This is a genomic window from Streptomyces spirodelae (genome assembly GCF_017676385.1).
GTDB lineage: Bacteria > Actinomycetota > Actinomycetes > Streptomycetales > Streptomycetaceae > Streptomyces > Streptomyces spirodelae.
This window is the reverse complement of sequence record NZ_JAFFZN010000001.1, coordinates 293,283-317,120: the sequence shown is the minus strand read 5'-3', so window position 1 is coordinate 317,120 and position 23,838 is coordinate 293,283. Positions and strand designations below refer to the sequence as shown.

21 protein-coding genes are annotated in these 23,838 nt (G+C 71.5%); 5 read left to right on the top strand and 16 right to left on the bottom strand.

Features of this window, described 5'->3' with window-relative positions; genetic code table 11:
* Positions 1–10: 10 nt before the first annotated feature.
* Together hglS and JW592_RS01410 are read right to left on the bottom strand one after the other, a co-directional pair.
* Positions 11–1,411 (bottom strand): 2-oxoadipate dioxygenase/decarboxylase, encoded by a 1,401-nt coding sequence (gene hglS / locus JW592_RS01415; RefSeq protein WP_209262951.1) that lies wholly within the window; start codon positions 1,409–1,411, stop codon positions 11–13.
* Positions 1,412–1,494: 83 nt separating this feature from the next.
* Positions 1,495–2,667 (bottom strand): NAD(P)/FAD-dependent oxidoreductase, encoded by a 1,173-nt coding sequence (locus tag JW592_RS01410; RefSeq protein ID WP_209262950.1) that lies wholly within the window; start codon positions 2,665–2,667, stop codon positions 1,495–1,497.
* 174 nt (positions 2,668–2,841) lie between these two features.
* Between JW592_RS01410 and JW592_RS01405 the strand changes: the two genes are divergently transcribed.
* Both JW592_RS01405 and JW592_RS01400 read left to right on the top strand, forming a co-directional pair.
* Positions 2,842–3,813 (top strand): LysR family transcriptional regulator, encoded by a 972-nt coding sequence (locus JW592_RS01405; protein ID WP_209262949.1) that lies wholly within the window; start codon positions 2,842–2,844, stop codon positions 3,811–3,813.
* A gap of 356 nt (positions 3,814–4,169) precedes the next feature.
* Positions 4,170–4,844 (top strand): hypothetical protein, encoded by a 675-nt coding sequence (locus JW592_RS01400; RefSeq protein ID WP_209262948.1) that lies wholly within the window; start codon positions 4,170–4,172, stop codon positions 4,842–4,844.
* Between the two features lie 134 nt (positions 4,845–4,978).
* Here JW592_RS01400 and JW592_RS01395 read toward each other — a convergent pair whose 3' ends face one another.
* The 3 genes from JW592_RS01395 to JW592_RS01385 are packed head-to-tail and all read right to left on the bottom strand — an operon-like array spanning position 4,979 to position 8,693.
* Positions 4,979–7,105 carry a xanthine dehydrogenase family protein molybdopterin-binding subunit gene (locus JW592_RS01395; protein ID WP_209262947.1) on the bottom strand — a complete coding sequence of 709 codons (2,127 nt, stop codon included), beginning with the start codon at positions 7,103–7,105 and terminating at the stop codon, positions 4,979–4,981.
* Positions 7,102–8,094, bottom strand: a complete 993-nt coding sequence (locus JW592_RS01390; protein ID WP_209262946.1) for an FAD binding domain-containing protein — start codon at positions 8,092–8,094, stop codon at positions 7,102–7,104. The genes JW592_RS01395 and JW592_RS01390 overlap by 4 nt, the downstream gene beginning before the upstream one ends.
* The gene (locus tag JW592_RS01385; RefSeq protein ID WP_209262945.1) at positions 8,091–8,693 is read right to left on the bottom strand and encodes a (2Fe-2S)-binding protein; all 603 of its coding nucleotides are present in this window, start codon (positions 8,691–8,693) and stop codon (positions 8,091–8,093) included. The genes JW592_RS01390 and JW592_RS01385 overlap by 4 nt, the downstream gene beginning before the upstream one ends.
* A 228-nt stretch (positions 8,694–8,921) precedes the next feature.
* On the opposite strand from JW592_RS01385, the gene JW592_RS01380 reads away from it, so the two are divergent.
* Positions 8,922–9,518 (top strand): TetR/AcrR family transcriptional regulator, encoded by a 597-nt coding sequence (locus JW592_RS01380; RefSeq protein ID WP_209262944.1) that lies wholly within the window; start codon positions 8,922–8,924, stop codon positions 9,516–9,518.
* A 110-nt stretch (positions 9,519–9,628) separates the two neighbouring features.
* Positions 9,629–10,054 (top strand): CBS domain-containing protein, encoded by a 426-nt coding sequence (locus JW592_RS01375; RefSeq protein WP_209262943.1) that lies wholly within the window; start codon positions 9,629–9,631, stop codon positions 10,052–10,054.
* Between the two features lie 86 nt (positions 10,055–10,140).
* Here JW592_RS01375 and JW592_RS01370 read toward each other — a convergent pair whose 3' ends face one another.
* The 9 genes from JW592_RS01370 to iolC all read right to left on the bottom strand — a co-directional run bounded on the left by JW592_RS01370 (position 10,141) and on the right by iolC (position 20,374).
* Complete coding sequence (locus JW592_RS01370; protein WP_209262942.1) at positions 10,141–11,010, bottom strand: sugar phosphate isomerase/epimerase family protein; 870 nt, start codon at positions 11,008–11,010, stop codon at positions 10,141–10,143.
* Positions 11,007–12,026, bottom strand: coding sequence for a Gfo/Idh/MocA family protein (locus JW592_RS01365; protein ID WP_209262941.1), 1,020 nt, complete (start codon positions 12,024–12,026; stop codon positions 11,007–11,009). The genes JW592_RS01370 and JW592_RS01365 overlap by 4 nt, the downstream gene beginning before the upstream one ends.
* 79 nt (positions 12,027–12,105) lie before the next feature.
* Positions 12,106–13,560 carry a sugar porter family MFS transporter gene (locus tag JW592_RS01360; protein WP_209262940.1) on the bottom strand — a complete coding sequence of 485 codons (1,455 nt, stop codon included), beginning with the start codon at positions 13,558–13,560 and terminating at the stop codon, positions 12,106–12,108.
* Positions 13,561–13,569: 9 nt separating this feature from the next.
* Positions 13,570–14,520 carry a TIM barrel protein gene (locus JW592_RS01355; protein ID WP_209262939.1) on the bottom strand — a complete coding sequence of 317 codons (951 nt, stop codon included), beginning with the start codon at positions 14,518–14,520 and terminating at the stop codon, positions 13,570–13,572.
* Between the two features lie 85 nt (positions 14,521–14,605).
* Positions 14,606–16,105 (bottom strand): CoA-acylating methylmalonate-semialdehyde dehydrogenase, encoded by a 1,500-nt coding sequence (locus JW592_RS01350; RefSeq protein WP_209262938.1) that lies wholly within the window; start codon positions 16,103–16,105, stop codon positions 14,606–14,608.
* A gap of 34 nt (positions 16,106–16,139) precedes the next feature.
* Positions 16,140–18,023, bottom strand: coding sequence for a 3D-(3,5/4)-trihydroxycyclohexane-1,2-dione acylhydrolase (decyclizing) (iolD, locus tag JW592_RS01345; protein ID WP_209262937.1), 1,884 nt, complete (start codon positions 18,021–18,023; stop codon positions 16,140–16,142).
* The gene (locus tag JW592_RS01340) at positions 18,020–18,523 is read right to left on the bottom strand and encodes a 5-deoxy-glucuronate isomerase (protein WP_209262936.1); all 504 of its coding nucleotides are present in this window, start codon (positions 18,521–18,523) and stop codon (positions 18,020–18,022) included. The genes iolD and JW592_RS01340 overlap by 4 nt, the downstream gene beginning before the upstream one ends.
* On the bottom strand, positions 18,520–19,398 hold the full coding sequence (locus JW592_RS01335; protein WP_229375041.1) for a Cgl0159 family (beta/alpha)8-fold protein: 879 nt from the start codon (positions 19,396–19,398) through the stop codon (positions 18,520–18,522). The genes JW592_RS01340 and JW592_RS01335 overlap by 4 nt, the downstream gene beginning before the upstream one ends.
* Positions 19,391–20,374, bottom strand: a complete 984-nt coding sequence (gene iolC, locus JW592_RS01330) for a 5-dehydro-2-deoxygluconokinase (protein ID WP_209262934.1) — start codon at positions 20,372–20,374, stop codon at positions 19,391–19,393. Before iolC ends, JW592_RS01335 begins: the two co-directional genes overlap by 8 nt.
* A gap of 317 nt (positions 20,375–20,691) precedes the next feature.
* Here iolC and JW592_RS01325 point away from each other — a divergent pair, with 317 nt between their 5' ends.
* Positions 20,692–21,687, top strand: a complete 996-nt coding sequence (locus JW592_RS01325; RefSeq protein ID WP_209263130.1) for a LacI family DNA-binding transcriptional regulator — start codon at positions 20,692–20,694, stop codon at positions 21,685–21,687.
* Between the two features lie 3 nt (positions 21,688–21,690).
* On the opposite strand, the gene JW592_RS01320 is transcribed toward JW592_RS01325, so the two are convergent.
* A complete protein-coding gene (locus tag JW592_RS01320) occupies positions 21,691–22,602 on the bottom strand; it encodes a glutaminase (RefSeq protein ID WP_209262933.1) in 912 nt (303 codons plus the stop codon).
* A gap of 234 nt (positions 22,603–22,836) precedes the next feature.
* Positions 22,837–23,379 (bottom strand): DUF2165 domain-containing protein, encoded by a 543-nt coding sequence (locus JW592_RS01315; protein WP_209262932.1) that lies wholly within the window; start codon positions 23,377–23,379, stop codon positions 22,837–22,839.
* Positions 23,380–23,838: the final 459 nt, after the last annotated feature.

Genomic DNA, 23,838 nt, shown 5'->3' with positions numbered 1-23,838 from the left:
GGCGGTGAACTCAGCTGAGGGAGCCGTCGACACCCAGCTCGCGCGCCACCCGGGCGAGGGAGCGTTTCTGCTCCTGCTCGTAGAGCGCGAAGGGGTCGAGCACCTCGCGTCCGATGGCGTCGGAGAGCCAACCGGCGTCGTAGGCCGTCCCCTGCTGCTCGCTGTGGCGGGTGCCCTCGGAGCTGAGGTTGGACTGGAAGATGCCGGCGGCCGAGCGGGGCAGGAAGTCCTCGTAGACCACGGGCGCGGCCCGCACCCACCCCCGCCGTACCAGCTCGCTGACGCTCTCCGGTACGGGGCCGTCGTCGCGGGGCCGGCCGGCGGCCACCTGATAGGTGAAGTACGCCAGTCCCTGGGCGGCGAGTTCTTCTTCGGTGGCGGGCATGTGCCGTTCCCAGACGGAGCGGGCGATCTCGGCACGGGACGCGCCGGACTCAGCGCGGGTGCTCTCCTCGTCCACCAGGGCGAGCAGCTTGTCGTACAGGGCGCGGCCCGCGCGGGTGAGGGCGATGCCGCGCGCCTCCACCTCGCCGAAGCGCACCCGCAGCGCACCGCTGACGACGTCGCCGTCCGGGGTGCGCATCGCGCGGGGTTCGGCCAGTGCCCGGAAGGAGGTCTGACGCAGCAGGACGTCCGGCCCCCGCCACGCGGGCGGGCCCTGGATGGTGTCGATCATCTCGATGCCGCGTTCGGTCATCCGCCGGTACAGTTCGTCGATGTCCAGCACGCGCGGCGTGAGGTGGTTGATGTGCGTACTGCGCACCCCGCCGATGTCGGCGGCGACCGCCGAGACGCGCTCCAGCGTCTCGTACCAGGTCCTGTCGACCGGTTCCGGGGACAGTTCGAAGGCGCCTACGGCGAGTTCGAGGAAGCGCTCGGCTTCGTGGTGCGGGAGTCCCCGGTCGGCTGTGGCGCGGTCGGCCAGCGTGAGCAGCTCAGGGGGGAAGAGCTCACGGGAGGCGAGGAAGTTCTCCAGGCGCGCCCGCAGTCCGGGGTCGAAGAAGCGGGGGTCGGCCGGGGTGAGCATGGAGGTGAAGACCCGGAACGGGTTGCGGGCCAGCTCGTCGCCGTCGACCGGCCGGAAGGCGGTCGAGACGACGGGCACGGCGCTGGCGGCCGCCTCGCGCAGATCGTAGAAGCCGACCGGATGCATACCCAGGGCCGCGAAGACGCGCGCGACCTGCCCCAGCTCCCGCGGCGTGCCGACGCGGATGGCACCGTGCCGCTCGGCGGTCACCCGGCTGATCGACCCCAGCCGTTCTGCGTCGGCACCCTGGGCGCGCAGGACGTCCTCGTTGACCTCTTGCGAGACGTCCACCAGCGTGGTGTAGGCGGGCACTTCCCGCCCGTACATCTTGGAGAGCCGCGCGGCGAAGGCGGCCCGCAGCTGCCACTGGCTGAGCGTTGACATGGTTCGGCCTTTCGCTTCGGGGTTCAACGACGCCTTGCCGGGGGGCGACTGCGCCTCGCTTCGGGTTCAACCGCGCGCTCGGTTCACACCACATGGGCTTCCGGGCGGACCTCGGCGCCGGTACGGAACCGGTCCGCGCTCAGCGGGGAGATGTCGGCGAACGGCCGGCGTCCCAGAAACAGGTCGCGCATGACCTCGCCCACCGCGGGTGCCTGGAGGAAGCCGTGGCCGGAGAAGCCCGTGGCGTAGAGGAAGTTGTCGAGCTCGCCGGAACGGCCGATCAGCGCGTTGTGGTCCGGGGTGTTCTCGTACAGGCCCGCCCATCCGCCGACCGTGGTCATGTCGGCGAGTTCGGGTGCGCGGCGGCGCGCCACGGCGCGGAACAGCTCCAGCCATTCGGGGGTCCAGGTGGTGTCGAAGCCGTCGGGCTGGTCGGGGTCGGCCAGCCCGAGCAGCAGGCCGTCGTCGCTGTTGTGGAAGTAGGCGCTGGAGGCGAAGTCGATGGTGAAGGGTATGCGTGGCGCGGGCGGGTCGAGCGGTGCGGTGAAGGCCAGTTGGCGGCGTACGGGCCGGACGGGCAGGCTGATTCCGGCCATCTCGCCGATCTGCTGGGACCAGGCTCCCGCCGTACAGACGACGGTGCGGCAGGAGAGGGCACCGTGCTCGGTGTGCACCCGGGTCACGCGGCCGCCCGCCGTCTCGAGGCCGGTGACCTCCGTGTGGGTGGCGATGGTGACCCCGGCATCGGCGGCGGCCCTCGCGTATCCCTGGACGACCAGTCCCGGGCGGGCGTGGCCGTCGGTGGGGGAGTACGCGGCGGCCAGGAGGCCGTCGGTGCTGACGTAGGGGCACAACCGCTGTGCCTCCTCGGGGCCGGTCATGCGGGTGGGCACACCCAGACTGTTCTGCACGGCGACGCTGGTCTCGAAGTCCCGCAACTGTTCCTCGCTGGTGAGCAGGAACAGATAGCCGACGGACTCGAGCCCGATGTCGGTTCCGGGGCGGGTGGGGAAGTTCCGGTAGGCGTGCAGGCTGCGGTGGCCCAGCTCGATGTTGAGCGGGTCGGAGAACTGGGCGCGTACGCCGCCGATCGGCTTGCCCGAGCTGCCGCGGCCCAGGTCGCCGCGTTCGAGTACGACGATGTCGCGCACCCCGGCCTCGGCGAGGTGGAAGGCGGTGCTGGCACCCATCACCCCGCCGCCGATGATCACTACATCGGCGGAGTGCGGCACGGAGCGGAAAGCGGAGGAGGGCATGAGGCCGATCCCTTCCAACGGCCGGTCCCCGGCGGCGGAAGGGCGGACCGGCCAGGGAGCGGCGGGGCTGTCAGTGCGTGGCGTAGCTGATCAGCTGTCTGTCCCACATCGTGCAGCAGCCCAACCGTTGACGTCTATGAACAGTTACTGCTCCCATTCGTTTAGGCTCCCTATATGGAGTGGACGAGCGCGCAGCTGCGCTCCCTGGTGGAGCTGACCCGGCGCGGAACCGTCACCGCGGTGGCGAAGGCCCTGGGATACACCCCCGGCGGGGTGTCGCAGCAGATCGCCGCGCTGGAGAAGTCCACCGGCATGGTGCTGCTGCGACGGGTGGGACGCCGGGTCGAGCTGACCGACGCCGGGATGACCCTCGCCTCGCACGCCGAGCGGATTCTGGCCACCGAGGCCGAGGCCGTCGAGGCACTGGAGCGCACCCGCACCGAGGTCTCGGGGACGCTGCGAGTCGGGCTCTTCACCACGGCCGCCGCCGAGATCCTGCCGCCGGCGCTGCGACGCGCCAGGGAGGTGCACCCCGGCCTGACCGTGCGCAGCCGGGACATGGACGTGGACGACGTGTACGACGCGGTGGCCGGCGGCACGGTCGACCTGGCGCTGGGGCTGGACTATCCGGACGTGCCCATCCCGCGGGACCCGTCCCTGTGCGTGCTGCCGCTGGCCCGGGAGCGGTTCTCCCTCGCGGTGCCGGCCGGCGCGATGCCCGGCCGCAGGACCGCCTCCCTGGCACAGGTACGGGAAGAGGGCTGGATTCTGCCGTCCGCCGACAGCTACTACGGGCGCGCCGTGCTCACCGTCTGCCGCAGGGCCGGCTTCGAGCCACGGGTGCTGCACGAGGTGACCGACACGGCCGCCACCCTGGCACTGGTGGAGACCGGTGTGGGGGTCAGCCTGGTGACGGACCTGATGCTGCGCCTGCGCGCCTCGCGGCTCGATGTCGTCGCGCTGCGCGAGACCGTGGAGCGGCACATCGTGGTGGTGTTCCGCTCGTTCGCGGAGCACCGGCCCACGGTGGCCGCGCTGGTGGACGTGCTCCGCTCGACGGCCTTTGACCGAACGGCCGCCCCGCCTCAGCCGCTGCCGTCCCGGTCCGCCGCGGACCCGTCGGCCGAGGCGGACAGCAGGAGCTGAGCGCCCAGCGGGGTGAGGGTGTGGTGGGCCGTCCGCCCGGTGCGGCGGGTGGCGACCAGCCCCGGCACGGCGCGGCACCGCGGCGTGCTCGCTGGCCGACGCGGGGGAGTGCCCGGGCCGGGTTGGGCGACCACCTGGTAGAAGAAAGCGGGCTGCGGATCAGCCGCGTCGCAGGGCAGTTGCCGCCCCCATCTCTCCCGGTCCGCCGGGGACAACGGCCTCGGAGCCGATTGTTGCTTCGGCGAGAACCGAATCATCTACCGGTAAGGGAGCGGGGTCGCAAGGATGGCCGTCGGGGAGGAGGAGCGGGGCGGGACGGACGGGACGGGCGGGCGGATGGAGCGGAGGAGGCAGGTATGCGGGACGAGCGCACAGCGGACGAGGGGACGCCGGGTTCGGTTGCGGGCGGGCGAGGCCGGCGCGCGTACGGCGCACAACGGGGGTGTGCGCCGGTCCGCCGCACCCGGGGCAGGGCGACGGTGGTGGCCGGGTGCGCGGTGATGGCGCTGCTGTGCGCGTCGGTCGCCGCCCGGGCCGCGTCCGAGAGCCCGGCCGGCGACTCCGGCCGGGCGACGGGCGGCTGGCACGGTCCCGTCGTCACCCGGCCCGGGCAGCCCGAGATCGACTACCCGCGTGGTGAGGTGTGCCCGTTCCCCACGCACGCCACCTTCCCGGTGGTGGACATGGTGCAGAAGACGTGGACGAACGACGCGGGCGACCCCGTCTACGCAGTCATCAGCGGCCCGTTGGTGATGAAGGTGACCAACGAGGACACCGGGAAGACCGTGCGCCGTGACCTGTCCGGCACCGGGACCCTGACGTACCCGGAGCCGGGCAGCGACACCCACGTCCTCAGCGGGGGCGACTGGGGCGTGGGGCTGCACACCACGGACCGGCCCGCGCACAACAAGTGGCTGATCTCCCGTGGGTTCATGGCCGTCCGGATCACGGAAGGTCCGCACGGTACCAGCCGTCAACTGCTCGCGCTGGAGGGCCGCTACGAAGACCTCTGCAAGACGCTGGCCAAGTAGCGGTTACACGAGTGCGGGGCGGGTAGACGCAGCCCACCCCGCCGGCCCCCACCCCGTTCCGTCGTCGGCAGCGGCCCGCCGGCCACGGAGCACCGACCGGGGTGGGGTGACCAGGCGTGCCGCGTTCGGCCGGTTCAGCCGTGCTGCGCGGCCGCCTCCTCCTCGGCGCGCAGTACGCGATCCGGTCGCAGGGGCAGGTCCCGGTGGCGCACTCCGGTCGCGTGCCGGACCGCGTTGGAGATCGCCGCGGCGGCACCCACGATGCCGATCTCCCCGATGCCCTTGACCCCCACGGGGTCGTCGGGGACCGGGTCGTCGATGAAGTCCGCCTCGATCGCGGGCACATCGGCGTGTGCGGCCACGTGGTAGTTCGCGAAGTCCGCACCGAGCTGGCCGCCCGACGCCGGATCACGGACCGCTTCCTCGTGGAGCGCCATGGACAGGCCCCAGATCATGCCGCCGACGAGCTGGCTGCGTGCGGTGAGCGGGTTGACGATACGGCCGGCGGCGAAGATGCCCAGCATCCGGCGTACCCGGATCTCGCCGGTGGTCACGTCGACGGCGACCTCCGCGAACTGGGCCCCGAAGGAGTGGCGCTCCTTCTTGGCGAGCTCGGCGAGCAGCCCGGCGGTGTCCGTGCGCGCCGTGATGCCCTCCGGCGGGATGTCCCCGTCGGCCAGGGCAAGCCGGCCGCGCAGCTCACGCGCCGCGGAGCTGACGGCCAGCGACCAGGAGCGGGTGCCCATCGAGCCGCCGGCGACCCAGGCGGGGCCGAAGTCGCTGTCGCCGATCCGCACGGTGACGCGGTCCGGCTCCACATCGAGGGCCTCGGCGGCGATCAGGGTCAGCGCGGTGCGGGCGCCGGTGCCCACGTCCGCCGCGGTGATCCGCACGGTGAAGGTGCCGTCCGCCTCGGCGGTCACGGACGCCGTGGACGGTGCGGCGCCGGACGGGTAGGTGGCGGCTGCCGTGCCGGTGCCGAGCAGCCACCGGCCCTCGCGGCGGCTGCGCGGCCGCGGATCGCGCTCGGCCCAGCCGAACCTGCGGGCGCCTTCCCGGAAGCAGCCGAGCAGGTCGCGGCTGCTGAAGGGCAGCCCGGACAGCGGCCCGACGGTCGGCTCGTTGCGGGCGCGCAGCTCGATCGGGTCCATGCCGAGCCGGTCGGCCAGCTCGTCGAGGGCCGACTCCAGCGCGAACGAACCCGGCGCCTCGCCGGGGGCCCGCATCCAGGTCGGGGTCGGCATGTCGAGGTCGACCAGCCGGTGTGCCGTGTGGTGTGCCCGCGCGTCGTAGAGGACGCGGCCGAGCACGGCGCTCGTCTCGACGAAGGGCCGCAGCGTCGAGGTGAGGCTCAGGGCCTCGTGCTCCAGCGCGCGCAGCCGCCCGTCCGGGTCGGCGCCGAGCCGCACGCGCTGCGCGGTGGGGCTGCGGTAGCCGGTGATCGCGAACGTCTGACGCCGGGTCAGCGCCAGGCGCACGGGGCGCTGCAGCTCCGTCGCCGCCATCACAGCGGCCACCTGGTGCGGCCGTACGCCCTTGGAACCGAAGGCGCCGCCGATGTGCTCCGAGCGGACCCGTACCGATGACGGGTCGAGCGAGAACAGCTGGGCGAGCTCGCCGGCCACCCACATGGCGCCCTGGTTGGTGTCGATCACCTCCAGGCGTCCGCCGTCCCACCGCGCCGTGACCGCGTGCGGCTCCATGGCGCTGTGGTGCTCCTCAGGTGTGGTGTAGGAGGCGTCCACCACCACGGCCGAGGCGGCGAGTTCGGCCTCCAGGTCGCCCTTGCTCGCCACCGCGTTGGCGTCCTCGGGTATGTAGGTGTCGGGTCGGCCGGCGTGGAAGGCGACGTCGTGCGGCTCCTCGTCGTACTCGACCACCAGCGCTTCGGCCGCCTCGCGCGCCTGTTCGGGGGTCTCGGCCACGACCAGGGCAACCGGCCAGCCCTGGTGCGGCACCCGGTCGTGCTGGAAGAGTGCGAGGGTGGGGTCGGGCGGGCCGAGTATCGAGGTGTAGTCGGTCATCAGGCGCGGCGCGTTTCCGGAGTGGAACACCGCCAGGACGCCGGGCATGGCGCGCACCGCCGCATCGCCGACCGCGCGGACGCGGCCCCGGGCGATGGCCGACAGCACCAGCCAGCCGTGTGCGAGGTGGTCGAAGGGCTGCTCGCTGGCGTACCGCGCAGCGCCGGTCACCTTGTCCCGGCCCTCGACGCGGGTGTGGGCGACCCCGACGGTACGGGGTCCAGCCGTGGTGGTCATCGGTCGGTCTCCTCGGCCAGTTCGGTGAGCAGGGCGACGACGAGGTTGCGCATCAGGGGCAGTTTGTAGGCGTTCTGATCGAGCACCCTGGCCGCGGCGAGTTCGGCGTCGGCGGCCTCCGCGAAGGCGGCGCCCTCGGGCGGCCGTCCGGTCAGCACCCGCTCGGCTTCCCGGGCCCGCCACGGGCGGGACGCCACGGCGCCGAAGGCCAGCCGGACCTCGCGGACCATGCCGTCGGCCACATCGAGTGCGGCGGCCGCCGACCCGATCGCGAAGGCGTAGGAGGCCCGCTCGCGCACCTTGCGGTAGCGCGAGTGCGAGGCGACCTGGGCAGGCGGCAGCGTGACGGCCGTGATCAGCGCACCGGGCGGCAGCGCGGTCTCCAGGTGCGGGGTGTCGCCCACCGGCAGATAGAAGTCGGCCAGCGCCACCTCACCGCCGCCCTCGGTGGTCTCGTAGGAGACGACGGCGTCGAACGCGGCCAGCGCGACGCCCATGTCCGACGGGTGGACGGCCACGCAGTGCTCGGAGGCGCCGAGGATCGCGTGGTTGTGGTGCTCGCCGGTGACGGCCGGGCAGCCACTGCCCGGGGAGCGCTTGTTGCAGGGCAGCGAGGTGTCGGTGAAGTAGGCGCAGCGGGTGCGCTGGAGCAGGTTGCCGCCGACGGTGGCCATGTTCCGCAGCTGCCCGGAGGCTCCGGCCAGCACGGCCTGCGCCAGCGCCGGGTAGCGCCGCCGCACCTCGGGGTGTGCGGCCAGTTCGCTGTTGGTGACCGTGGCGCCGATCCGCAGTCCGCCGTCCTGGGTGGTCTCGATGCGGCCGAGCGGCAGTTCCCGTACGTCCACGAGGCGGTCGGGGCGTTCCACCCCCGCCTTCATCAGGTCGACGAGGTTGGTCCCGCCGCCCAGGAAGCGCGCCTGAGGGTCACCGTCGAGCAGGGCGACGGCGCCGCTGATGTCGGTGGCGCGCTGATAGACGAACTCCCTCACGCGGCAGACTCCTTCGTGGTGCTCTCCGTGGTGGCTTCCGCTCCGTGCCCGGGGTGTCCCGCCCGGTGCTCGGCGGCCCGGGCGACCGCCTGGACGATGGACACATACGCGCCGCAGCGGCACAGGTTGCCGCTCATCCGCTCCCGGATCTCCTCCGGGGTCAGCGGCGGCGGTCCTGCCTCGGGCCGTACGTCCGGCGTGGCGGCGCTCGGCCAGCCCGCCGCGTGCTCGTCGAGCACGGCGAGCGCTGAGCAGATCTGGCCCGGAGTGCAGTAGCCGCACTGGAACCCGTCCAGGTCGAGGAACGCCTGCTGGACCGGGTGCAGCGCGTCGCCGTCCGCGACGCCCTCGATGGTGGTGACCGCGCGCCCCTCGGTGGCGACGGCGAGTTCCAGGCAGGAGACGATGCGGCGCCCGTCGACCAGGACCGTGCAGGCCCCGCACTGGCCCTGGTCACAGCCCTTCTTCGGGCCGGTCAGATCGAGACGCTCGCGCAGTGCGTCCAGGAGGGTGGTGCGGTGGTCGACGGTCAGTGTGTGCTTCTCCCCGTTGACGGTCAGAGTGATCGCGCTGGCGGTGGCTGGGGTGGCTGGGGCCATGGGCAGCTTCTTTCGCGAGTGCGGTGCGGGGCGAATCGGCGCTGTGGAACAAGACGGGGCGAGCGGCGGCAGCCGTTGCCGGGCGTCCGACGCTATGGTGAGTACAGGAACCGGACAACAGTCCACTCAGTCCGTCATGAACGTAACGGACAGTTGTCCGGTTCGCAAGAGCAGCACAGGACGCCACTGCGCACCGCATTCCGCGCCGGGGCGGAGGGAGGAGGACGAGTGCGGCACCCGAACCGCGACGCACCGCTGCGCTCGGACGCGCAGCGCAACCGCGAGCGCATCCTTGAAGTGGCGCTCGCGGAGCTGACCCGCGCGGCGGACGCACCGCTGAGCGCCATCGCCAAGAAGGCCGGCGTGGGCCAGGGCACCTTCTACCGCAACTTCCCCAGCCGCGAAGCCCTGGTTCTGGAGGTGTACCAGTACGAGGTGCAGCAAGTGGCCGAGGCGGCTGAGCAGTTGCTGTGCACCCGGCCGCCGGACCGGGCGCTGCGCGAGTGGATGGACCGGCTCGCCCGGTACGCCCTGGCCAAGGCGGGCCTCGCCGACGCGCTGCGCGCGGCCACCAGCGCGTGCGGCACACTGGCCGGGCTGGGGCGCGGGCCCCTGACCCAGGCCGTCACCAGCCTGCTGGACGCGAACGAACGGGCCGGAACCATCCGCCCCGGGGTGACCCCGGAGGACTTCTTCCTCGCCATCGCCGGGCTGTGGCAGATCAGCTCGCACGACGACTGGCAGACGCGCGCCGACCGCCTGCTCGATCTGGTGATGGACGGCCTGCGAGCGGGAGCCCCCGGCCCCCCGGACGCGCGCGGCTGAGCGCCGATACGACGGTGCCCGAGCGGCCCGAATGGCGTAATCCGGCGACAGCGGCCACGATGGACAAGGGGCCGAAGTGAAGGGCTGAACTGCGTCGACAGGAGGACGCCATGACCACCGCAGCCGACATCATGCACCCCGGCGCCCGGTGGGTGCCCGCAACCGAGACCCTCGACCGCGCAGCGCAGCTCATGCGCGAGCTCGAAGTGGGTGCTCTGCCCGTCAGCGACCCCAACGACCCCAACGAGCGCATGTGCGGCATCATCACCGACCGCGACATCGTCATCAACTGCGTCGCCGAGGGCCGCGACCCCTCCCGCGTCACCGCGGGAGACCTGTGCGAGGGCACCCCGCGCTGGATCAGCGCCAATGCGGATGTGAGCGAGGTCCTGCGCGAGATGGAGACCCACCAGATACGGCGCCTGCCGGTCATCGACGAGAACAAGCGGCTGGTCGGCGTCATCAGCGAGACCGATCTCGCCCACCACCTCAGTGACGACCAGCTCGCCGAGTTCGTCGAGCAGGTCTACGCCTGACCCCGCCCCGTCACGGGACGGCCCGCCCGCGTCGGAACGCGGACGGGCCGGTCTGCCGTGCTGCGGGGCCGCCTTGACGGGGTGCCTCAGCGGGCGAGCTCCTTGGCGATGCGCTCCCGCATCAGCGCCGAGGACTCGCGGGCCCGCTCCTCCCAGGCGAAGACGCAGGCGGTGGCCACACCGTCGAACTCCAGCTCCCGCAAGGTGCCGAAGAAGGTGTCCCAGTCCACCTCGCCCTGGCCGATGTCGAGGTGCTGGTGGATACGCGCCGGCGTGCCCGGAGGGTTGAGGATGTAGCGCAGCCCGGACGAGCCCTTGTGGTTGAAGGTGTCGGCGATGTGCACGTGCCGCAGCTTGTCACCGGCGTAGCGCAGCATCGCCGCGATATCCGAGCCGGTCTGGCCGGGCCCGGAGAGGTGGAAGGTGTGCGGGGCGCAGTAGAGGTAGCCGACCCAGGGCTTGTTGATGGCGCGGACCAGATCGACCGCCGGAGCGTTCTCCTCGCAGAAGTCGTCCGGGTGCGCCTCCAGGTTCAGCGCGATGCCCTCGCCTTCGAAGACGGGCAGCAGCTCCTCCATCGAGCGCCAGAACGCCGCCTCGCTCTCTGCGGCCCGCTCCGGCCGGCCGTTGAACTCGGAGTTCATCAGCGGGCATTCGAGCTCCGCCGTGATCTCGATCATCCGCTTCCAGTACCGTACGGCGGTCTGCCGCTCGGTCTCCTCCGGCGAGGACCACTTGTACAGCGGCAGCACCGAGGAGAGTTTGACGCCGTGCCGCCGCAGCGAGTCCTTCAGCTCGGTGACGCGCTGGTCGTCCGCCCGCGGGTGCAGGAAGAACGGCATGAAGTCGTCGCGCGGCGACAACTCGATGTACTCGTAGCCGAGTTCGGCCACCGTACGCACCATCTCGTCCAGCGGCAGCGAGCGGAGCATATAGGGGTCGAGGGCGATCTTCACGCGGGGCCTCCGTAGAGAGCGGGCCGGGGCTTCATGTCGACGGTGACGGGCTGCTGGTCCGATTCGAGGGAGCGGACCGTGGCGTCGGTGATGACGGTGGCGGCGTAGCCGTCCCAGGCGGACGGACCGGTCGGCACGCCGCCCGCCTCGACGGAGGCGATCCACTCGCGGAACTCGGTGTCGAAGGCGTCGCCGAACCGGCCCTTCCAGTCCTGCGGCACCGCCGTGCCGTGCTGCCCTGCGGTGCGGACGCCGACGGCCGCCGGGTCGGGCAGCCGGGCCAGCCCGCTCTCGCCGACGGTCTCGCACTGGATGTCGTAGCCGTACTGGCAGTTGACGAAGACCTCCAGATCGATGCGTACGCCCTGCGCGGTCTCGAAGAGCATGATCTGCGGGTCCTTGAGGTGCTCGAACCGCTTGCTCGTGGGGCGCGGGGTGATCACCTGGGCCGAGACGATCTCGTCGTCCAGCAGCCAGCGCAGTACGTCGATCTCGTGCACGGCCGTGTCCTGGGCCGCCATGGCGGAGTGGTAGGAGTCCGGCACGCTGGGGTTGCGGTGGGCGCAGTGGACCATCAGCGGGGTACCGATGGAGCCGCCGTCCAGCACCTTCTTCAGCTGCCGGTATCCGGCGTCGTACCGGCGCATGAAGCCGACCTGGACCAGCCGGCGGCCGTGCGCGCGTTCCGCCTCCACGATGCGCAGACAGTCCTCGGCGGTGGTGGCCAGCGGCTTCTCACAGAAGACGGGCTTTTTGGCCGCGACGGCGTTCAGCACGTGCTCGGCGTGGGTGGGGCCCCAGGAGGTGACGAGCACGGCGTCGACGTCGTCCGCGGCTACGAGGGCCGGGCCGTCGGGCAGCGTACGGGCGCCGACCCGGGCCGCTGCCTCACCGGCGCGGCCGCCGTCGATGTCGGTGACCGCGGTGACCCGGGCCCCCGCGATGACGTCGGTGAGCCGGCGGATGTGATCCTGGCCGATCATTCCGGCGCCGATGACCCCTACACGCACAGTCATGGGGATTCCTTTCTACGGTCCCCGGGGCGCCGCCGGCCGGTGTCGGCCGACGGCGCTCCCGGAAACGGGACGGAGGGGATCAGGAGAAGCGGGCGCGCAGGTCGTCCTCGAGCTGTTCCAGGGTGCGCCCCTTGGTCTCGGGGACGAACAGCTTCACGAAGGCGAAGGAGAACAGGCCCGCCACGACGAACAGGAAGAAGGTGTTGGAGACCCCGATCTCGGAGACCAGGGACGGGAAGACCAGCCCGATCACGAAGTTGGTCAGCCACAGCACAACGGCCGCCACACCCATCCCGAAGCCGCGCATCCGCGTCGGGAAGATCTCCGAGAGCATCAGCCAGGTCACCGGGGATATCGCGCCCTGCTGGAAGGCGAGGAAGGTGATGGTCATCGCCAGCACCGCGAAGGCGCGTCCCGTACCGGAGTCCATGGTCAGCGAGAAGACGCCGATCAGCAGCAGCGCGGCGATGGTCCCCAGCTGCCCGGACATCAGCATCGGGCGACGGTTGACGCGGCCCAGCAGCCAGATGCCGACGAAGGTGGCCAGCACCGAGATCACACCGTTGGCGATGTTCGCGACCAGCGCGTTGTTCGACTCGAAACCGGCCTCGGTGAGGATCTGGGTGCCGTAGTACATGATCGTGTTCACGCCCGTGATCTGCTGCACGATCGCGATACCGAAGCCGACGAACATCAGCTTGCGCACCCACGGAGTGGCCTTCATGTCCTTCCAGCCGCCGAGCTTCTCCTGCTCGTCCTTGACGGCCAGCGCGGTGACCTCGCTCAACTCGGCCTCGGCCCGCGCCTGCGACCTGACCTGCTGGAGCACCTTGAGCGCGTCGGGGAAGCGGCCCTTGGAGGCCAGCCAGCGGGGGCTCTCCGGCATGACCAGCATGCCGAACCAGAGCACCACGGCCGGCAAGGTCGCCAGCACCAGCATCCACCGCCATACGCCGCCGGACTCGCCACCGACCTGGGCGAGGGCCGCGTTGCAGGAGAAGGCCAGCAGCTGACCGGTGACGATCATCAGCTCGTTCCGGGTGACCAGCGCACCGCGGCGTTCGGCCGGGGAGACCTCGGCCAGGTAGACGGGCACCGTCACAGAGGCGCCGCCGACCGCGAGGCCGAGCCCGAACCGGGCCACGATCATGACCTCGGTGCTGGGGGCCAGCGAGCAGCCCAGCGCACCGATGAAGAACACCACGGCCAGCAGCAGGATGTTCTTCCGCCGCCCCCGCGCGTCCGACAGCCGCCCGCCGGTGACCGCGCCGAGCGCCGCACCGAGCAGCAGCGAGCTGGTGACCATGCCCTCGGTGACCGGGGTCAGTCCCAGATCGTCGGTCATGTACGGCAGTGCGCCGTTGATGACGCCGGTGTCGTAGCCGAACAGAAGGCCGCCGAAGGTGGCGATCCAGGTGATCAGCCGCAGTCGGCGCCGGACGGCGGGCGGCGCGTCGTCGAGGGCGGTGGAGGGCACCGGAGGCGTCGGGTTCGGGGCTGCCTCGTTGCTTGTCGCGTCGTCTCTGACATCCATGGCCGCCTCCTACCGGTTGTTGTTCGGGCGCCGGGTTCCGGTCAGGCCGCAGCCGGCCAGGTGCTCCCGGGTACGCACCGCGATGGGGAGCGGCACCTCAGGAGCGCATGGGTACAGGTCCTGCTCGACGATCACGAAGAGCTCGGCGTCGAGCCGGGAGAGCGCGTCCACCACGTCGGCGGGGTCGGGCACCCCCTCGGGGGGTGACACACATACGCCTCGCTTGACGGCCTCCCCGAAGGAGAGGTTCTCGGCGGCCACCTGCGCCAGCACCGCCGGATCCATCTGCTTGATGTGCACATATCCCACGCGCTCGCCGAAGCGGCGCACGAGGTCGAGATTGTCACCGCCGCCGTATGCGACGTGCCCGGTGTCCAGGCAGAGATTGGTGTAGCGGCTGTCGGACTCGTTGAGCAGCCGCTCGATCTCGGACTGCGTCTGGATGTGGCTGTCCGCGTGCGGGTGGAGGACCAGCCGGATGTCGTACTCGTCGAGCAACAGCTTACCGAGCCGGTCGGCGTTCCGGCCGAAGCCGGCCCACTGCTCGGACGTCAGCTCGGGGGGCTCGGTGAAGTCGCCGGTCTTCTCGTCCCGGTACATGGGCGGAATCAGGACGAGGTGGTGGGCACCGGCCGCGGAAGTGAGCTCTGCCACCTTCCGGACGTGGGCCAGCATCTCGTCCCACACCTCGGGACGGTGCAGCGCGCCGAAGGCGGTGCCGCCGGAGACCTGCAGTCCGCGCACGGCGAGCTCCTCGGCGAGGACCGCGGGGTCGGTGGGCAGGTATCCGTACGGGCCGAGCTCCAGCCAGGTGTATCCGGCCTGCGCCAGCTCGTCGAGGAAACGGGTGCAGGGGACCTGGTGCTCGTCCTCGGGGAACCAGACGCCCCAGGAATCGGGCGCTGAGCCGAGGCAGAGATTGCCCGCGACGGTACGGAGCGGGGATGGCGCCGTAGCCATGGATCAGTCCTTACGGGAGGGGAGGGGAAGGGAGGGAAGGGGACGGGGGTGGTACAGGCAGAGGGGACGGGCTCCAGCGAGGTGCTCAGCTGGAGGTGGGGAAGGAGAACCCGGCAGCCGCCTGCTGTACCGCGGGCCGGGGCCAGCGGGTGGTGACGACCTTGGGGCGGGTGTAGAAGCGCACGCCTTCGGGGCCGTGGACGGGGGAGTCGCCGATGAGGGAGTCCTTCCAGCCGCCGAAGGAGTAGTACGACATCGGGACGGGCACGGGGACGTTGACGCCGATCATGCCGACCTTGATCTTGCGCTGGAAGCGGCGGGCGGCTTCTCCGGAGGCGGTGAACAGCGCGGTGCCGTTGCCGTAGGGGTTGGCGTTGATCAGTTCGATCGCCTCGTCGAGGGTGCCGACCCGGACGACGGCCAGTACGGGGCCGAACAGCTCCTGCTGGTAGGCGTCCATCTCGGCGGTGACGTGGTCGAGGAGGGAGGGGCCGGTGAAGAAGCCGTTCTCGTGGCCGTCGACCTTCAGACCGCGGCCGTCCACCACGACGGTCGCGCCCTGGGTGGCCGCCGTGCCGACGGCGTTCTCGACGCGTTCCTGTGCGGCCTTGGTGACCAGTGGACCCATGTCGGTACCGGGTGCGTCGCCGGGGCCGACCGTGACCTCGCGGGCCTTGCGCTCCAGGACCTCGACCAGAGCATCGGCCGCCTCGCCCACCGCCACGGCCACGGAGACGGCCATGCAGCGCTCACCGGCCGACCCGTAGGCGCCGGCCGTGATGTGGCCGGCGGCGAATTCCAGGTCGGCGTCGGGCAGTACGACGGCGTGGTTCTTGGCGCCGCCGAGTGCCTGGACACGCTTGCCGGCGGCCGTGGCGGTCTGGTGCACGTACTTGGCGATGGGCGTGGAGCCGACGAAGGAGACGGCTTCGATGCCGGGGTGGCCGAGGAGGGCGTCCACGGCGTCCTTGCCCCCGTGCACGACGTTGAAGACGCCGTCGGGCAGCCCTGCCTTCCGGTAGAGCTCGCCGACGAAGTTGGCAGCCGACGGGTCGCGTTCACTGGGCTTGAGGACGAAGGTGTTGCCGGTGGCGATGGCGACGGGGTGCATCCACAGCGGCACCATCGCGGGGAAGTTGAACGGGGTGATCCCGGCGACGACGCCGAGGGGCTGCCGGAAGTTGTGCACGTCCACGCCGCGGGAGACCTGGTCGGAGTAGCTGCCCTTGAGAACGTCTCCGAGGCCGCAGGCGAACTCGACCACTTCCCGGCCGCGCGTGATCTCGCCGCGCGCGTCCTCGACGGTCTTGCCGTGCTCGGCCGAGATGATCCGGCCCAGCTCCTCCTCGTTGTCCAGGAGGAGCTGCCGGAAGGCGAACATGACCTGGACGCGCCGGCTGAGGGACGACTCGGACCAGGATTCGAAGGCGGCGGACGCCGCTTCGACGGCGGTGTCCACGTCGGCGGCGCTGCCCAGCACCACATGGGACTGCTGCTCGCCGGTGGCCGGGTTGAACACCGGTTGGGTGTGCGTGCTGGAGCCCTCGATCGGGCTGCCGTTGATCCAGTGCGGGATGGTCTTCACGGTGCGGTTTTCCTCACAGGTGTGCGAGCGGGGCTCAGAGGTAATGGCGCTGGGTGGCCTTGTGCGCGGCGTAGGTCTCGTACGCGCTGCGGGTGGATTCCAGGGCCGACGTCTGGCTGACCGGCACGTCCCACCAGCCGTGGCCGGGCGGGTTGGGTCCGTACAGATCCGTCTCGACGTGGACGACGGTGGTGCGGCCGGCTGCCTTGGCCTTCTCCATGGCGGTGCGGAACTCCTCGACGGTGGTGGCGTGGAGGACGTCGGCGCCGAGGGAGGCGGCGTTGGCGGCCAGGTCGACGGGGAGCACGTCGCCGTCGAGCAGCCCGGAGTCGGCGCTGCGGTAGCGGTACTTGGTGCCGAACCGCTGCGAGCCCAGGCCCTGGGAGAGGGAGCCGATGGAGGCGAAGCCGTGGTTCTGGACCAGGACGATGACGACCTTCAGCCCTTCCGAGACCATGGTGACGATCTCCTGAGCCATCATCAGATACGAACCGTCTCCGACCAGGACGACGACCTCACGCGTGGGGTCGGCCATCTTGGCGCCGACGCCCGCGGCTACCTCGTAGCCCATGCAGGAGTAGGCGTATTCGACGTGGTACGCCTTGGGGTCGCGGGCCCGCCACAGCTGTTGCAGGTCGCCGGGCATGGACCCGGCCGCGTTGATGACCACGTCGCGGTCGCCGAGGGCTTCGTTGAGCGCGCCGAGGATCTGGGTCTGGGCCGGCAGGCCGCCGGTATCGCGGTCGGGGGCGAAGCACTCGTCCTCGATCTGCCGGGTGCGGGCGATCAGTTCACGGGTGCGGGTCCTGTACTCCGGACCGACCTGCCAGCCGGTCAGCGCGCCCGCGAGGGCCTCGATACCGAGCCTGGCGTCGGCCACCACCGGCTCGGCCGAGTGCTTGACGGCGTCCAGGCGGGCCACGTTGAGGTTGACGAAGGTCACGTCCGGGTTGCCGAAGACGGTGTGGGAAGCAGTGGTGAAGTCGCTGTAGCGCGTCCCGATGCCCAGCACCACATCCGCCTCGCGCGCCAGCTCGTTGGCCGCGTACGCGCCGGTGGAGCCGATGCCGCCCACCGCGCAGGGGTGATCCCAGGCCACCGCACCCTTGCCCGCGTGGGTGTCCGCGACCGGGATACCGGTCGCCTCCGCGAACGCCCGCAGCTGGGTGTGGGCGCCGGAGTAGACGACGCCGCCGCCCGCCACGATCAGCGGCTTCTTCGCCGCGCGCAGCAGCCGGGCGGCCCGCTCGACCGCCGCGGGTTCCGGCGCCGGGCGGCCCACATGCCACACCCGGCGCCGGAAGAAGGACTCCGGCCAGTCGATGGCCTCGGCCTGCACATCCTGCGGCAGGGCCAGCGTAACGGCCCCCGTCTCGACCGGATCGGTCAGCACCCGCATCGCCGCCAGCGCGGCCGGGATCAACTGCTCGGGCCGCGAGACGCGGTCGAAGAACTTGGACACCGGACGGAAGGCGTCGTTGACCGTCACGTCCCCGCCCCTGGTGTCCTCCAGCTGCTGGAGCACCGGGTCGGGCGTGCGAGTGGCGAACATGTCGCTGGGCAGCAGCAGCACCGGCAGCCGGTTGGTCGTCGCCAGCGCGGCACCCGTGAGCATGTTGGTCGAGCCGGGCCCGGTCGAGGCCGTACAGGCGTAGGCCGCAAGCCGGTCGCGCATCTTCGCGAACGCGGTGGCCGCGTGCACCATGCCCTGCTCGTTCCGCGCCAGGTAGTAGGGCAGCTCGGCCTCCTCGGCGACCGCCGCCTGCAGCAGCGCCTGCCCGACGCCGGCCACGTTGCCGTGACCGAAGATCCCCCACACACCGGGGATCAGCCGCTGCTCGTGCCCGTCGCGCTCGCTGTACTGGGCGGCCAGGAAGCGGACGAGAGCCTGGGCCGTGGTCAGTCGTACGGTGTTCATCGATCCTGGTCCCCTCCGAAGGGCAGCCGCGCATCGACGTCCTGGGTCCCCCACGTCGAGCGCACCCAGCCGTGTGCCGGGTCGTCGCAGATCAGCCAGGCGCGGTCCTGTCCGGGACCCGCCATCACGTTCAGGCAGTAGAGGTCGTAGCCCGGCGCGGCGGCCGACGGGCGCAGCGCGAACCTGCCGCCTGACGCGCTGTTGAGGACGGCCTCCGACTCCGGGGGGAGGTACACGAAGTCGGTGACCGAGTCGAAGACGTCCCTCCGGCCCTCCAGTTCGAAGGTCCGGCCGTCGACGGTGACCGTGCAGCCGCCCGTCAGCGGGAGGACGAGGAACTCCGAGTCCCCGGTGGCCAGCGTGTGGGCCCGGCCAGGACCCAGGGCCAGGGTCCTGAGCCCTGAGTGTCCCCAGCCCGCCGACTCGGGCGTGACCAGGAGGTCGTACGGGCCCTCGGCCGCGGTGCCCGCGGGCAGGTGGTACGTGCTCGTCTCGCTCACAGCAGGCTCACCGCCCGGTCCACGGCGCCGGCGACATCGCCGTCCGCGGGGTAGAGCAGGGAACGCCCCACGACCAGCCCCTGTGCGGTGGGCAGCTTCAGCGCACGGCTCCACGAGGCCAAGGCGGCCTCCGGGTCCTCGACCTCGCCGCCCAGCAGCAGCGCGGGCAGCGTGGCGGAGGACAGGACGCGTTCCATCGCCTCGGGGTCGGGCACGACCGGCAGCTTCAGCCAGGTGTAGGCGCTGCGGCGGCCCAGGCCCGAAGCGGTGGTGACGGACTTGATGACGGCCTCGGGGGAGAGGTCGTTGCGGATGCGCCCGTCCTGCCAGAACGACCAGAACGGCTCCACCATGGCGATCAGCCGGCGGTCGTTCAGCTCGTCGACCGCCCGCGCGGTGTTCGCCAGCGCGGCGGGGGTCGCCGGGTCGTCGAGGGCGATACGGGCGAGCATCTTGCCGCCGTCGAAGCCCATCGCGGCGATCGTCTCCGCGTCGTAGCCGGTGAACCGGTCGTCGATCTCGAAGACCGAACCGGCCAGCCCGGCCCGGTTCATCGACCCGAAGACACTCTTGCCGTCCAGCACACCCAGCAGCAGCAGGTCCTCCAGGATGTCGGCCGTGGCCAGCACCCCGGTCACGCCCGGCCGCTCCAGCGCCAGGCACATCCGCTCCAGGAGTTCGAAGCGGTCGGCCATGGCGAACGGGTCGGAGCCGACCGCGTTGGCGCCGCGCGCTGGATGGTCGGCGGCGATGATCATCGCCTTGCCGTGCCCGCCGAACAGGGAGGTCGCCCTTACCCGTCGGTCGGCCGCCGCGGCGATGGCGCCGGGGTCGTTGACCCGGGCCGCCACGATGCGGCTCACGTCGTCAGACAGCACTGTTCACCTCGTGGCTCGTTCGGCCGCTCACCGCGCGCAGCTTCTCCTCGACCTCGGCCTCGGTGGGCATGGCGTCCGAGCAGGCCAGCCGGCCCGCGACGAGCGCACCGGCCGCGTTGGCGAACGCCACCGTGCGCGCGGTGTCCCAGCCGGACAGCAGCCCGTGACACAGCGCCCCGCCGAACGCGTCACCGGCACCCAGGCCGTTGACCACGTCCACCGGCACCGGCGGGATCTCCACAGCCGTGCCGTCCCGGTCCATGGCCAGCACGCCCTTCGGCCCTTGCTTGACGACGGCCAGCTCCACCCCGGCGGCCAGCAGCGCCTTGGCGGCGGCGTACGGTTCGCGCTCCCCGGTGGCCACCGCGCACTCGTCCGAGTTGCCGACAGCGACGGTGGTGCCACGCAGCGCCTCGGCGTAGTGCGCACGAGCGGCCGCCGCGTTCCCGTCGGGCCAGAACATCGGACGCCAATCCAGATCGAAGACCGTCACACCCGCCTTCGCCCGCTCCTCCAGCGCCGCCAGGGTGGCCGAGCGGCTGGGCTCCTCGGCCAGCCCGGTCCCCGTCATCCAGAAGATGCCCGCGCCCCGAACTGCGTCCAAGTCCAGCTCCGCCGGACGTATGTCCAGGTCGGGCGCCTTCGGCAGCCGGTAGAAGTAGAGCGGGAAGTCGTCCGGCGGAAAGATCTCGCAGAAGGTCACCGGCGTGGGCGCGATGTCCGAGGTGCCGACGAAGCGGTCGCTGACGCCGTAACCGGCGAGGGCCGACCTGACGAAGTCGCCGAACGGGTCCCGGCCGGTCTTCGTGACCACGGCGGCGCTGCGCCCGTGGCGCGCGGCGGCCACCGCCACATTGGTCGGGCTGCCACCCAGGTACTTGCCGAACGAGGTGACCTCCGGCAGCCCGACGCCCGTCTGGAGCGGATACACATCCACTCCCACACGGCCCATGGTCAGCACTTCGAACGACATCACGCTGGATTCCCTTCGCACCGGAAGACCCCGGGATCACGGGGCGGCGGCTGGACTGGCGCGCTCTACTAGCGCGCTCTAGTTCGAGTACGATGGCCCCTGTACAAATGTCATGTCAATAGGTTGTTGGCAGGGGATTCCCCGAGCGTTCAGCCAGCCGCCCCGAGGGGCGCACCACAGCCGCGCGATACCGTGCGGGCGGACGGGAAGGAACAGGGCCGAACCGGACGCGGTCGAACCGAGGAACGCGGCAGCGCGGGGAAGACCACGGGAGAGTGAGACGACAGGTGGATGCGACGGGCAGGCAGCGCCCCACGATGGCGGACGTCGCCGCGAGAGCAGGCGTCTCCCGCGCGCTGGTCTCGATCGTCTTCCGCAACCAGCCCGGCGCCAGCCAGGAGACCCGCGACCGGGTGCTGCAAGTGGCCGACGAAATCGGCTACCGCCCCGACAGCGCGGCCCGGCTGCTGGCCCGGGGGCGCAGCCGGGCCCTCGGTGTGCTGTTCACCGTGCACCAGACCTTCCACGCCGACCTCGTCGAGGGCATCTACGCTCAGGCCGAGCACCACGGCTACGACGTCCTGCTCTCCGCGACAGCTCAGGGCCGGAGCGAGGCGAAGGCCGTCGAGGCGCTGCTCAGCCACCGCTGCGAGGCGGTCATCCTGCTCGGTGCCGACGCGACCACAGCGGACCTCGACGTGCTGGGCCAGCGCACGGTCGCCGTCTCGGTCTCGCGCCGGATGCCCGGCTCCCTGATCGACTTCGTCCACAGTGCCGAAGGCAAGGGCGTCCGGCAGGCCATGGACCACCTCGTCGGGGAAGGGCACCGCCGCATCGTCCACATCGACGGTGGCCGCGGCCCCGGATCGGCCGAGCGCCGCCGCGCCTACCGCGCCGCGATGCGCCGCCACGGTCTGGAGGCCGAGATCCGGGTGATCCCCGGCAACCACACCGAGGAGTCGGGCATCGAGGCCGGCCGTCTCCTGGTGGCCGAACGCGACGCCGGCGAACCGCTGCCGACCGCCGTCCTGGCGGCCAACGACCGGTGCGCCATGGGCCTGATGATGGCCCTCGCGCGGAGCGGCGTCGAGGTCCCCAAAGAGGTGTCGGTCATCGGCTACGACGACAGCCACCTCTCGCATCTGATGCCGGTCGGCCTCACGACGGTCCGCCAGGACGCCGGGCTCATGGCCGAGCACGCGGTCGGATTCGCGGTGCGGCGCCTGGAGAACAAGACGCTGGAACCGCAGGAGGCCGTGATCGACCCGAAGCTGGTGATCCGCGACACCAGCGGCCCGCCCCGCGAAGTCTGATGCTCAGAAAACCGACCAGCCGGTCAGCGAGGTGAAGGCGTCCAGCGCTGCGACTCCGGCCACCGAGTTGCCGCGTACGTCGAGACCGGGGCTCCACACGCACAGCGTGCACCGGCCCGGCACCACGGCGAGGATGCCCCCGCCGACCCCGCTCTTCCCCGGCAGCCCCACCCGGTAGGCGAAGTCCCCCGCGGCGTCGTAGGTTCCGCAGGTGAGCATGACCGCGTTGATCCGCTTGGCCTCGCGTGCCGCCAGCAGCCGGGAGCCGTCCGTACCCAGCCCGTGCCGCGCCAGGAAGGAGCCGGCCAGTGCCAGATCGCGGCAGCTCATGGCGACGGAGCACTGCCAGAAGTAGTGGTCCAGCACGGTCGGTACCGGGTTGTCGAGATTCCCGTAGCTGGCCATGAAGTGCGCCAGTGCCGCGTTGCGGCTGCCGTGGTCGGACTCGGAGGAGGCCACGGCCGGGTCGAAGGCGACCGCCGGGTTGCCGCTCTGCACGCGCAGGAAGTCCAGCATAGAGGTGCTGGCGTCCCCGGTGAGCGACTGCAGCCGGTCGGTGACCACCAGCGCGCCCGCGTTGATGAAGGGGTTGCGCGGGATGCCGTTCTCGTACTCCAGCTGCACCAGGGAATTGAAGGGCGTGCCGGACGGCTCCCGTCCCACACGCCCCCACAGGCTCTCGCCGTCCTGGGACAGCACCAGCGCCAGGCTGAACGTCTTGGAGATGCTCTGTATCGAGAACGGCACCTCCCAGTCGCCGACTCCGGTGACCGAGCCGTCCACATCCGCGACCGCCATGCCGAACCCGCCCAGGTCCACCGCGGCCAGCGCGGGAATGTACCCGGCCGCCTGCCCGCGGCCGACCTGGGGCGCCACGGTCGCCGCGACCTCCTCGAGCACTGCCTGGTAGTCCATCGTCCGCGCTTCTCCTGAGCTTCCTGTGCATCTACGCCGACCCGGCGCGAGCCGCCGCCGAGGGCAGCACAGGTTCGCACATCAGGCCCGGTCGGAGACTCTAACCTGCACAAAGCCCGTGCCCGCGCACACCCCGGACAGGGGCGCGGGGAACTGCGCGAGCAGCCTGGGGGCGCTGGGGCACTCCAAGGGCGCCTGGGGGTGCCCCCTCCGCGGAACCAGGCCGGAAACACCCTAGCGGCGGTCCGTGGTGTGCACCGTCAGGAGTGCCACCCCGCTCAGCAGGACGACGCGGGTGGCGGCCTCCAGGCCGTTCCACTTCTCCGACTGCCACATGGCGAACCACTCGCCACCGATGGCGATGAACCCCGCGCCGAACAGCAGCAGAAGCATCAGCAGGCCGGCGCTCGAGACGGTGCGCGCTCGCCGCGAGTCGCGGCGCAGCCACAGCCAGGTCGCGGCGATCAGCACGAGAGCTGCCGCGGTCTCCCAGACGATGATCGCGACGTAGGCCGCGTCCTGCCACGCCCGCGAGGTGATCGCGCGCCACATCAGGTCCTCGTCCCGGAAGGTGGTGTCCATCGCCAGCACATGGCGTACGAACTGCCGGTTGGTGTCGAAGTCCGTGATGTTGCCGAACGCGACAAGTGCGATGTACAGCGCGACGGTGGCGGTCAGCACGGCGGCCGCTGCCTCGCGTGTCCCGAACGGGGCACGGGTGCGGGAGGCGGCCGGCTCGTTGCCCCGGCCCTGGGAGTGATCCGATGAGACGCTCATGACTCGACTATGAGCCGGCGGACTTGCTGGCTGAAGGGCGCCTGCAGATGGCGGCGGGGCGGGAGGGGGGGCCGGACCGGCCGGGGTGGCCGGACCCGCGATGTGTGGATGAAGCCGCCCGGCGAGTCCGACGGGTCCAGCACCGAGATCCCCAACGACGAGGGCAAGGGCTCCGACGCCGCGGCGATCCAGGCCGCTCGAAACACCGCTGCGGGGGGCGTCGCCCGAGAGGCCGGCTCCGGATCGCGGGCTCACGCGGTATGAGCAGTCACCTGTTTGCCTCGGTGCGGCTGCGGATTTACCGCTGTTTCTATTGTGATACTGAGCGAAGAGGCCGGGCCCGCGTACTCGGGGCAGGAAACGCGGACCCGGCCTGAAATGGGGCGGGTATTCAGGAGAGCGGGCCGGGGCCGGGGAAGCCGGAATGCGCACGCCGGAATACGCGGATCGGAATCCGGA

Excerpts from the sequence above, each read along its gene's own strand:
- JW592_RS01400 (WP_209262948.1), top strand. The coding sequence starts at position 4,170 with ATGCGGGACGAGCGCACAGCGGACGAGGGGACGCCGGGTTCGGTTGCG.
- JW592_RS01375 (WP_209262943.1), top strand. The coding sequence starts at position 9,629 with ATGACCACCGCAGCCGACATCATGCACCCCGGCGCCCGGTGGGTGCCC.
- JW592_RS01325 (WP_209263130.1), top strand. The coding sequence starts at position 20,692 with ATGGCGGACGTCGCCGCGAGAGCAGGCGTCTCCCGCGCGCTGGTCTCG.
- JW592_RS01365 (WP_209262941.1), bottom strand. The coding sequence starts at position 12,026 with ATGACTGTGCGTGTAGGGGTCATCGGCGCCGGAATGATCGGCCAGGAT.
- JW592_RS01405 (WP_209262949.1), top strand. The coding sequence starts at position 2,842 with ATGGAGTGGACGAGCGCGCAGCTGCGCTCCCTGGTGGAGCTGACCCGG.
- iolD (WP_209262937.1), bottom strand. The coding sequence starts at position 18,023 with ATGAACACCGTACGACTGACCACGGCCCAGGCTCTCGTCCGCTTCCTG.
- JW592_RS01385 (WP_209262945.1), bottom strand. The coding sequence starts at position 8,693 with ATGGCCCCAGCCACCCCAGCCACCGCCAGCGCGATCACTCTGACCGTC.
- hglS (WP_209262951.1), bottom strand. The coding sequence starts at position 1,411 with ATGTCAACGCTCAGCCAGTGGCAGCTGCGGGCCGCCTTCGCCGCGCGG.
- JW592_RS01410 (WP_209262950.1), bottom strand. The coding sequence starts at position 2,667 with ATGCCCTCCTCCGCTTTCCGCTCCGTGCCGCACTCCGCCGATGTAGTG.
- JW592_RS01360 (WP_209262940.1), bottom strand. The coding sequence starts at position 13,560 with ATGGATGTCAGAGACGACGCGACAAGCAACGAGGCAGCCCCGAACCCG.
- JW592_RS01395 (WP_209262947.1), bottom strand. The coding sequence starts at position 7,105 with ATGACCACCACGGCTGGACCCCGTACCGTCGGGGTCGCCCACACCCGC.
- JW592_RS01320 (WP_209262933.1), bottom strand. The coding sequence starts at position 22,602 with ATGGACTACCAGGCAGTGCTCGAGGAGGTCGCGGCGACCGTGGCGCCC.
- JW592_RS01315 (WP_209262932.1), bottom strand. The coding sequence starts at position 23,379 with ATGAGCGTCTCATCGGATCACTCCCAGGGCCGGGGCAACGAGCCGGCC.
- JW592_RS01355 (WP_209262939.1), bottom strand. The coding sequence starts at position 14,520 with ATGGCTACGGCGCCATCCCCGCTCCGTACCGTCGCGGGCAATCTCTGC.
- iolC (WP_209262934.1), bottom strand. The coding sequence starts at position 20,374 with ATGTCGTTCGAAGTGCTGACCATGGGCCGTGTGGGAGTGGATGTGTAT.